The organism is Microcoleus sp. S13C4 (assembly GCF_036700865.1).
GTDB lineage: Bacteria > Cyanobacteriota > Cyanobacteriia > Cyanobacteriales > Microcoleaceae > Microcoleus.
Window position 1 is genome coordinate 1 of the sequence record NZ_JAUBPS010000122.1, and the last position, 8,999, is coordinate 8,999.

At 45.3% G+C, this 8,999-nt stretch carries 8 protein-coding genes; 5 read left to right on the plus strand and 3 right to left on the minus strand.

Going from position 1 to position 8,999, the window contains the following annotated elements; translation table 11 throughout:
• The first annotated feature begins 421 nt into the window (after window positions 1–421).
• Window positions 422–1,861, plus strand: coding sequence for an ATP-binding protein (locus QT996_RS27470; RefSeq protein ID WP_333050570.1), 1,440 nt, complete (start codon window positions 422–424; stop codon window positions 1,859–1,861).
• A 252-nt stretch (window positions 1,862–2,113) separates the two neighbouring features.
• Here QT996_RS27470 and dnaN read toward each other — a convergent pair whose 3' ends face one another.
• The 3 genes from dnaN to dnaA form a co-directional block, all read right to left on the minus strand.
• Entirely contained in the window at window positions 2,114–3,253 is a 1,140-nt protein-coding gene (gene dnaN / locus QT996_RS27475; protein WP_333050572.1) for a DNA polymerase III subunit beta, read from the minus strand.
• Window positions 3,254–3,558: 305 nt separating this feature from the next.
• A complete protein-coding gene (locus tag QT996_RS27480; RefSeq protein ID WP_333050574.1) occupies window positions 3,559–3,858 on the minus strand; it encodes a hypothetical protein in 300 nt (99 codons plus the stop codon).
• Complete coding sequence (gene dnaA, locus QT996_RS27485) at window positions 3,839–5,206, minus strand: chromosomal replication initiator protein DnaA (RefSeq protein ID WP_333050576.1); 1,368 nt, start codon at window positions 5,204–5,206, stop codon at window positions 3,839–3,841. Before dnaA ends, QT996_RS27480 begins: the two co-directional genes overlap by 20 nt.
• Window positions 5,207–5,414: 208 nt before the next feature.
• Here dnaA and QT996_RS27490 point away from each other — a divergent pair, with 208 nt between their 5' ends.
• From QT996_RS27490 to QT996_RS27505, 4 genes are all read left to right on the plus strand, one after another.
• A complete protein-coding gene (locus QT996_RS27490; protein ID WP_333050578.1) occupies window positions 5,415–6,653 on the plus strand; it encodes an HhoA/HhoB/HtrA family serine endopeptidase in 1,239 nt (412 codons plus the stop codon).
• 68 nt (window positions 6,654–6,721) lie between these two features.
• Window positions 6,722–7,255: a peptide deformylase gene (def, locus tag QT996_RS27495; RefSeq protein ID WP_333050580.1), complete on the plus strand. Its 534-nt coding sequence runs from the start codon at window positions 6,722–6,724 to the stop codon at window positions 7,253–7,255.
• Between the two features lie 195 nt (window positions 7,256–7,450).
• Window positions 7,451–8,020: a TerD family protein gene (locus tag QT996_RS27500; protein ID WP_333050581.1), complete on the plus strand. Its 570-nt coding sequence runs from the start codon at window positions 7,451–7,453 to the stop codon at window positions 8,018–8,020.
• Window positions 8,021–8,203: 183 nt separating this feature from the next.
• Complete coding sequence (locus tag QT996_RS27505; protein ID WP_333050582.1) at window positions 8,204–8,803, plus strand: TerD family protein; 600 nt, start codon at window positions 8,204–8,206, stop codon at window positions 8,801–8,803.
• The last annotated feature ends 196 nt before the right edge of the window (window positions 8,804–8,999 follow it).

Consider the following 8,999-nt stretch of genomic DNA (forward strand, 5'->3'; position numbering starts at 1 on the left):
TTTTTAGCTGGCATTTTTGTAGAGATTGACTAAACTCATTTTTTATTATACCCTATTTAAAGGCACAACAGCTTATTATCACTTTATATTTTGGAAAAATGTAATCTTATTATTAAAAATAGGTTAAGACGAGAACTCCAGGTTAATGAATAGTTAAATAGTCGAAACCAGCGTTAATACCCATCAAGTCAGTATAAAATAAAGTCAGGCATAGCCAGGGCGCATTTATATCGGTGGTACTTAATAGTGCCTAATACTTTAAGTGGTAAAATCCCATTTACTACAGTCAGTTTTTTGTGTAATTCAAAATGCAGTTTGCCAGGGGGGTCCCCGTCAAAGCACTCAGCAACTTACCTGCTGACCTTTGGTAGCTGAATGTCTGCTAGCAAATAGAACCCCAAAAAAGCGTGCTGATAAATTTATGTTGAATACCTCCTGCGTAGAAAGACCAGTCCAACCCATCTCCGAGGCTGACCTAGGAACACTTTGTTTAGACTCTACTCTCCAACAATTGTCGCTTTACGATTTTCAGGTAGAAGCTACGGATTGGGGAATGCGAATTTCTCAGATGTTAGAAGCTAATCCGCTATTACCGGGAGTCATTGTGACCCATCAAGGTGAATTTGCAGGCATGATTTCTCGGCGGAGATTTTTAGAATTTATCAGCCGTCCTTTTGGGCGAGAATTATTTTTAAAGCGACCTGTGAAGGCTTTGTACCGCTTTGCCGAAACTGAGAGTTTAATTTTTCCCAGCAATACTTTAATCGTAGATGCAGCCAGGAAGTCGCTGTTGCGATCGAAAGAACTGCTTTACGAACCGATTGTAGTTCAAATGTCGCCTCAAACTTATACTTTGCTAGACGTACACGAATTGTTAGTAGCCCAATCCAACATTCACGAACTAGCGACAAAATTGCTGAGGCAGCAAACTCAATCTCAACTAATTCAAACCGAAAAACTAGCCAGTTTGGGGCAGATGGTAGCTGGAGTCGCCCACGAAATTAGAAATCCCGTCACCTGCATCAGGGGAAATATCGGCTTTTTGTCCAACTACTCGAAAGACATCATGGATTTGCTGTCTGCTTACGAAGACATTGTTGGTGACAGCGAACACATTCACAAACTTAAAAAAAACATAGAATTTGATTTTTTGCAAGAAGATTGGGTGGAAATTCTCAAAAGTATGAAAGTTTCATCCGAGAGGCTGACCGAACTCGTCACCAGCTTGCACACTTTTTCTCACATGGACGAAGCCCGCTTGAAACAAGCTAACATCCACGAATGTATTGACAGTACGCTGCTAATTATGAAAAACCGTCTGAAGTACGGGATTGAAGTAGTTAAAAACTATGGGGATTTGCCTTTGGTTAAGTGTTACTCTGGTCAGTTGAGCCAGGTATTTATGAATATCATCAGCAATGCGATCGACGTTTTGGAAGAGGTAAAAGAAGAAAAAGGTTTTGTGGCTGCGATTACTATTGAAACCGAGGTAATAGACAGTTCTGACGGAGACTGGGTGAATTCGGAATTGATTCAAAATTATGTTAGGGGCGATCGACAAAATGCAAAACAGCTATCATCCGCCAGCCAAAACGCCGACTTCTGCCCAGAAGCAGCGGAAAAAAATCAAAATAATGCTTGGATAGCCATCCGAATTGCCGATAACGGGCCGGGAATTCCGCCAGAAATTCAGCGGCGGATTTTTGAGACATTTTTCACCACCAAACCGGCGGGGAAAGGTACTGGTTTGGGATTGGCAATTACCCATCAAATTGTTACGGAAAAGCATAAAGGCAAGTTAAATTTGCATTCTACGCCCGGTACGGGTACGGAATTTGAGATTTTGTTGCCCTTGATTTGAAGTAATAAGTCATATCAAATCTGTTAGCATCGGAATTAATCCTATCTCTCTTCTCAACCTCTGCGTGAATCAGCGTCAATCCCTTGTCATCTGCGGCCCGAGAAATTATCTTTTTTTAACCGCAGATGAGGGCAGATCAACACAGATTAACGCCGAGGAATTAGATCTATTCCGGTTGCAGCATCGGTGATTGTTGACTGTTGACTGTTGATTGATGACTACTGACTAAGGACTACTGACTAAGGACTCTTTTTAAGCTCTTAGCTGAACTGGCATTACCAAGAATGTAGCATTGACTCCGCCCAAAGGCTGGAAAATTACGGGGGCTAAAGCACCGTTTAATTGCAGTTGAATTTCGGGAGACTGAGCAGTTTTCAAAATGTCAATTAAGTATTTCACGTTGAAAGCAATATCTATGCTATCTCCCGAAATCTGTGCGGGCATTGACTCTTTGCCACAGCCGACATCTTTAGCATCTACAGACAAAGTAATTTCCTGATTCTCCTCGTCGATGCTGCATTTGAGAATATTATTTTTTTGGTCTGCAAACACGGCAATTCTTTCTACTGCTGCTAAGAACGATCGCCTTTCTAAGGTAATTTGCCGCTCAAAAGACGGCGGAATCAACTGCCGGTATGCGGGATATTGCCCTTCCAAGGTGCGGGTTGTCAGCCTCTGGTCTGCCCATTCAAACACTACTTGACCGTGTTCAAAATGCAGGGTGACAGGTTCAGTCCACTGCCGCATCACCAGCATTCTTTCTACTTCCCGCAATGCTTTAGCGGGGACTGTCACCTCAAATTCTTCTTGGGTTTCTTCGCCTTCAGCTTTTTCATTGGCAGTTTGAACTACTGCCAATCTGTGGCCGTCTGTAGCTGCAAATTCCAGGCAATCTTGCAATACCTTTAAATGCACGCCTGCAAGTACCTGTTTTGCCTCGTCGGGGCTAGTAGCAAATAAAGTTCCTTTGAGTCCTTCTATCAAGGATTCCGGCGGCAATTTGAGGATTGTTCCGGCTTCGATTGCGGGCAATTCTGGGAATTCTTCCGGGCCCATGCCTCTAACTTGGTAGCTGCCAGAACTGCAAGTGAGATATGCTACGGTGTCCCCCGCTTCGTCTTCTAAAGTAATCTCTCCATCTGGGAGTCTCGAAACAATATCGTTAAGCAATTTAGCGGGTATTGTAAAACTGCCGCCGCCAGTGACTTCTGCTGCGAAGCTGGTACGAATGCCTAAACTGAGATCGAAAGCTGTCAAGCTAACCCGCTGATTTTCCTCATCCGCTACTAAGAGCACGTTGGCTAGTACCGGATGTGTCGGGCGGGAGGGAACGGCCCGACTTACCAACGAGAGGTTGGCGTTGAGGTCACTTTGGGTGCAAACCAATTTCATGGTAGGAAGGTTAATTAACCGGATTTGAAACAGAAACAAATCGTATCACAGAAAGCCGGCGGGTCAGTTTTTCTGTGTGTAGGGCTTAAGCATGGGGCTAGAAAGCGGGTTTCTAGGCAAAATTTTGCCTGTAAAAACGATAAATCTTCGTATAAACCGGGTTTCTGAGGTCAGCGCGCGTCGCGAACTATGTGTGTAGGGTATGTAGGGATCGCCAGTTTTTTTTTTTATTTATTGAATTATTTTTGTATCGATCGCCCTGTGGAAACTGTGAAAAAAAAAGTTAACTGCTTGCTGGGCGTCACTTATAGGTAATAAATACCTGTGGAAAACTTGTGGAAAAGCTGGTGCGGTCGATCGCCCGCCCATTTTGGTACAAAAACTGTTTCGGGCGATCGAGTAAAGTTTTCCACAAACTGAGGGCAACTTTTCCACAGGTTTTTCCACAGGCAAGATTGACTATTATGGGGCATTGGGAATTGGGAATGGGAATTGTTGACTGTTGACTGTTGACTGTTGACGGCGTTGAGTGATAACAACTGACAACTGACAACTGACCACTGACAACTGACTAATGACTTCTTCTCAAGTTTTGCGGCTGACAACGTTAATTCGATCGCTCAACTGACGCAAAGTTTGAGCCAAATTCGGGTCAGTGTTCCGCAACTGAGCAATTTTGTCACAACTGTAAAGCACAGTCGTGTGATCTTTGCCACCGAATACTTCGCCAACTTTCGGCAAACTCAAACCAGTATGCTGCCGAATTAAATACATCCCTATTTGACGTGCCAGACTAATTTCTCGCCTGCGGGAAATGCCTTTCAAATCTTCAACAGAAACATCAAACTCCTCAGCCACAACTGCAATTACTGCATCTGGCGTTGCCTCTACGCTTTCAGTTTGCGGATTCAAAACCGGGGCGATATTTTCCACGGTCATCGGCAAACCAGTAATTGAAAGATATGCTACCGCCCGAATCAAAGCTCCTTCCAATTCCCGAACGTTGGAAGTGTAACTAGAAGCAATGTATTCAATGACATCTCGCGGCAGACGCATATTTTCATACTCGGCTTTTTTCTGCAAAATTGCCATCCTAGTTTCCAAGTCTGGCAATTGAATGTCGGCAATTAATCCCATGGAAAATCGGGAACACAAACGCTCTTGCAGGCGGGGGATTTGCTGCGGCGGGCGATCGGAAGCTAAAACTACTTGATTCCCGGCTTCGTGCAAAGTATTAAAAGTGTGAAAAAATTCTTCTTGAGTGTATTCTTTTCCTTCAATAAATTGGATATCATCTATTAATAAAACATCGGCTGCTCGATAATGATCGCGGAAAGTTTGCATACTATCTTTCCTAATTGCGGCGATTAAATCGTTAGTAAATTTCTCAGTAGAAACGTAAAAAATCTTGGCGTTGGGGTCAATTTCCAAGCGATAATGACCGATCGCCTGCATCAAATGAGTTTTGCCCAAACCGACGCCACCGCACAAAAATAGGGGATTGAATTCTCTGCCCGGAGACTCGGCTACCGCGAGGGAGGCCGCGTGAGCCATGCGGTTATTAGAACCGACGACAAAGCGGGAAAATACGTATTTCGGGTTTAAATTGGCGGGTTTGGGGGGGTGAAGCGAGTGGTTTTCCATATCGGCGATGGGGGAGGGCCAAATTATGGCGGAGTCACTGCTGCCACCTGTTTCGTTTCCTCCGGCAATGGTCAAGTAAATGTCTACGGGATAGCCGAGAATTTCGTAGACTGCATCGGCAATGGTTTTGACGTAATATTTTTGCAACCAATTGCGAGCAAAGGGGTTGGGGGCGCTGACGATCAAACAGTTATTTTCGAGTTGTTCGGCCCGGGCAGTTTTGATCCACGTCTCAAAGCTAGGTCTGCTCAGTTGTACCTGGAGACGTTCAAGTATCTGATTCCACAGACTTTCGAGGGGAATGTCCATCGCTCACCTCTGCCGATCGGCATTCAAGATATTAATTCTACAGTCTAGAGAGTTTAGTCCTCAGATGCTAAAGTTTAAGGGAGTCTGCCGTAGCTTGCGGGGCGGGACGCCATCGCCCAAAAATTTTGCGGCTCTGCAGTCCAAACCAGGTATCGGGGAGCTGTTGAGCAAACATTTAGATTTGGCAGGAAAGCCTTAAAACGTCGCCATGAAGAGTTCTACTGGCAAATTTTGGAAGCAACCGGCAATTTACATATTGCTGCTGGTAACGGGAGCCGGGGCCGCCATGTTGGGCGATCGTCTGACGGTTTCTCAATTTCGTGCAAATTCTGGCGACTCGGGACAAAGGGCGCTGGAACCGACATTGCAACTGCCTCGTAGTACAAAGGATCGAGTTAGCAAAGTCTTGCCGCCGGCTTCGTTGTCGGGCGACGGGACTAATGTGAATTTTATTGTGGCTGCGGTGGCAAAAGTGGGCCCGGCAGTGGTTCGGATCGATGCTTCGCGCCGGGTGAAACCGCAAAATAGAGGGCTGTCGCCGGAAGATTTTTTTGGCATAGAACCGAATTCGGGTCAGGGTGGAATCGAACGGGGCACTGGTTCGGGTTTTGTCATCGGTGCCGACGGCGTAATTCTCACTAACGCTCACGTTGTAGAGGGAGCCGATACGGTAAATGTAACTCTCAAGGACGGCCGCAGCTTTCAGGGGCGGGTGTTGGGGGCGGATAAGGTGACGGATGTTGCTGTGGTGAAGATTGAGGCGAATAATCTGCCTGTGGTGCCGATCGGCAATTCGGATAAGCTGTTGTCTGGGGAATGGGCGATCGCGATCGGCAATCCTTTGGGTTTGGACAATTCCGTAACTGCGGGGATTATTAGCGCTACGGGGCGATCGAGCTCTGATGTGGGCGTGCCCGACAAGCGGATCGGTTTTATTCAAACAGACGCTGCAATTAATCCGGGGAATTCCGGCGGCCCGCTGCTGAATGCTTCGGGTCAAGTTATTGGCATGAATACGGCGATTATTCAAGGTGCTCAAGGATTGGGGTTTGCGATTCCCATTCAGGCGGCCCAACAGGTGGCGAAGGAACTGATTTCGACGGGGAAAGTCGAACACGCTTATTTGGGCATTGAAATGGCGACGCTGACTCCAGAGGTTAAGCAGCAAATTAACAGCAACGCTAACAGCAGTCTGCGAGTTGCAGTCGATCGGGGTGTGGCTATTGTTAGCGTTGTTCCTAATTCTCCGGCAGCAGCAGCCGGTTTGCGGGCTGGAGATGTGATTCAAAAAATTAATAATCAGCGGATTATTCAGTCGGAAGCTGTTCAGGAGTTCGTGCAAAATGCTAAGGTTGGCGGGCTGTTGCAAATGGAAATTAACCGCAACGGGCAAATAGTTAATTTGACTGTTAAGCCGGGGAGTTTGCCGGTTCAAAAAGTTGGATAATCTGTTGACGGTTGATGGTTGACCGTTGACAGTTGACGGTTGTTACCAATTACCAATGACTAATTAATATGGCAGAAATATTGCAAATTTCTCAATTAGGAAATCCCGTACTGCGCCGCCAGTCGCAAGTTGTCGAGAATATTAAGGACGATCGCATTCAACAGTTGATTGACAGCTTAATCTCTACCGTACAACACGCGCACGGAGTAGGGATTGCCGCCCCTCAAGCGGCTCAGTCCGATCGCCTGTTCATCGTCGCATCCCGTCCCAATTTGCGGTATCCCCAAGCACCCCACATGGAGCCCACAGCGATGATTAATCCCCGGATTGTGGCTGCATCAACAGAGACAGTCAAAGACTGGGAAGGCTGTTTGAGCATTCCGGGGATTCGGGGATTGGTGTCGAGAAGTAGGGCGATCGAGATAGAATACACTTGTAGAGACGGCCAACTCCACCGACAAGAATTGACAGACTTTGTGGCCCGAATTTTTCAACACGAACACGACCATTTAGATGGAATCGTGTTTTTAGACAGAGTGGAAAATACCCACGAACTGATGACAGAAGATGAGTACCAGCAGCAACTTGTCAAGCTCCTCTAACCAAAAGCATCCAACGTACAAGCCCCCGGATTCATTCGCAGGGTCGCTTTCTTCAATTATCCAATCTAAAATCTAAAATCTAAAATCAAAAATCGATTGACCGAGGACGAGTAGCATCAGCAATTTGTCAAGCTGCTCTGACAGTTTGTATAATTGTTATCAGTAATATTACAGATTTTGCACGCAGGAGGGCGAATGTCTATCAATTTAGAAAAAGGCGGGAGAATCAATCTATCTAAAGAAGCACCCGGGTTGAAAAATGCCGGGATTGGTTTGGGATGGGATACCAATGCTACAGACACCGGCGCAGCGTTTGACCTAGATGCTTCCGTGTTTATGTTGGGGGCTACTGGCAAAATTCCCGGCGAAAAATACTTTGTTTTCTACAACAACAAGGAGTCGCCGGACAGTGCTGTAATACATCTGGGAGATAGCAGAACGGGAGAAGGATTTGGCGATGATGAAACCGTTACAGTCGATTTAACCAAAGTCGATCCGGCGGTGGAAGAAATTGTGTTTGTGGTAACTATTCACGAAGCAGAATCGAGGAGGCAAAACTTCGGTCAAGTGCGGAATGCTTTTATCAGGATTTACGACACTACTACTAACACAGAGGTAACGAAGTACGATTTAGACGAGGATTTTTCTAGGGAGACAGCGGTAGAGTTCGGCAGACTTTACAAGAAAGACGGTGAGTGGAGGTTCCAAGCTGTAGGACAAGGCTACAATTCCGGCTTGCAAAGCTTTGTAGATAAGTATGCCTGATAAAAGGTCGATCGCTCCTATCTAAATAAATCGAGGGGAAATTCGGAAGCCGGAATGTTTCCCTCGATTTTAAGCAATCAGACTCATGAGGTAATAAACCAGATGGGAATTCAATTAAAGAAGGGCGAAAGATTTAATCTTTCTAAAACATCTCCACTATAAACCATACAAAATCACAAAACTATGGCTATCAACTTAACAAAAGGACAATCGATCGTTCTCAGCAAAAGCGAATTCGACTTATCCAGATTAACAATGGCTTTGGGCTGGGATGTAGCACAAACTAAAAAAGGTCTTTTCGGCCGAAGCAGCGGTGCCAATTTTGACTTAGATTCCTACGCTCTGCTGCTGGGAGAAAATGGCAAAATACAAAACTACAAAGAGGATGTAATTTATTACTCTCATTTGGAGTCAAAGGACAAAACAGTTGTTCACTCAGGCGACAATCTCACGGGGGCTGGAGACGGAGACGACGAACAAATATTGGTAAAACTGAGCTCTTTGCCAGCACAATATCAAAAAATAATTTTGGGAGTTAATATTTACAATGGGAAAGAGAGAAAACAGCATTTTGGTTTGGTAGAAAATGCTTTTGTGAGGGCTGTAGATGCGACTGGGAAAGAAATAGCTCGCTATCGCTTGTCAAATGACCCTTCTTATGAAGGAAAATTAAATATGTTGATGGGAGAAGTTTATCGAGAAGGCGGCGAGTGGAAGTTTAAGGCTTTGGGAAATCCTTTGGCTGAAGATATGAACGGTGTTGTCGGTTCGTTTATGCGGTGATATCAAAAATGTTTTTTAACCACAGATAAACGCAGAGAAAGGCAGATGGAATTTCATCTGCTTTTCTCTGTGTTAATCCGCTGATATCTGCGGTTAAAAAATCCCCATGTACTTATTAGCTGTAGTTTAGACTAACTAAAGATGAGAACGGTGGTCCAAGAAAAACTAGAGCCACCGTTAAGGAGAGAATGAGGGT

Excerpts from the sequence above, each read along its gene's own strand:
- dnaA (WP_333050576.1), bottom strand. The coding sequence starts at position 5,206 with ATGGACATTCCCCTCGAAAGTCTGTGGAATCAGATACTTGAACGTCTC.
- QT996_RS27490 (WP_333050578.1), top strand. The coding sequence starts at position 5,415 with ATGAAGAGTTCTACTGGCAAATTTTGGAAGCAACCGGCAATTTACATA.
- QT996_RS27470 (WP_333050570.1), top strand. The coding sequence starts at position 422 with ATGTTGAATACCTCCTGCGTAGAAAGACCAGTCCAACCCATCTCCGAG.
- dnaN (WP_333050572.1), bottom strand. The coding sequence starts at position 3,253 with ATGAAATTGGTTTGCACCCAAAGTGACCTCAACGCCAACCTCTCGTTG.
- def (WP_333050580.1), top strand. The coding sequence starts at position 6,722 with ATGGCAGAAATATTGCAAATTTCTCAATTAGGAAATCCCGTACTGCGC.
- QT996_RS27505 (WP_333050582.1), top strand. The coding sequence starts at position 8,204 with ATGGCTATCAACTTAACAAAAGGACAATCGATCGTTCTCAGCAAAAGC.
- QT996_RS27500 (WP_333050581.1), top strand. The coding sequence starts at position 7,451 with ATGTCTATCAATTTAGAAAAAGGCGGGAGAATCAATCTATCTAAAGAA.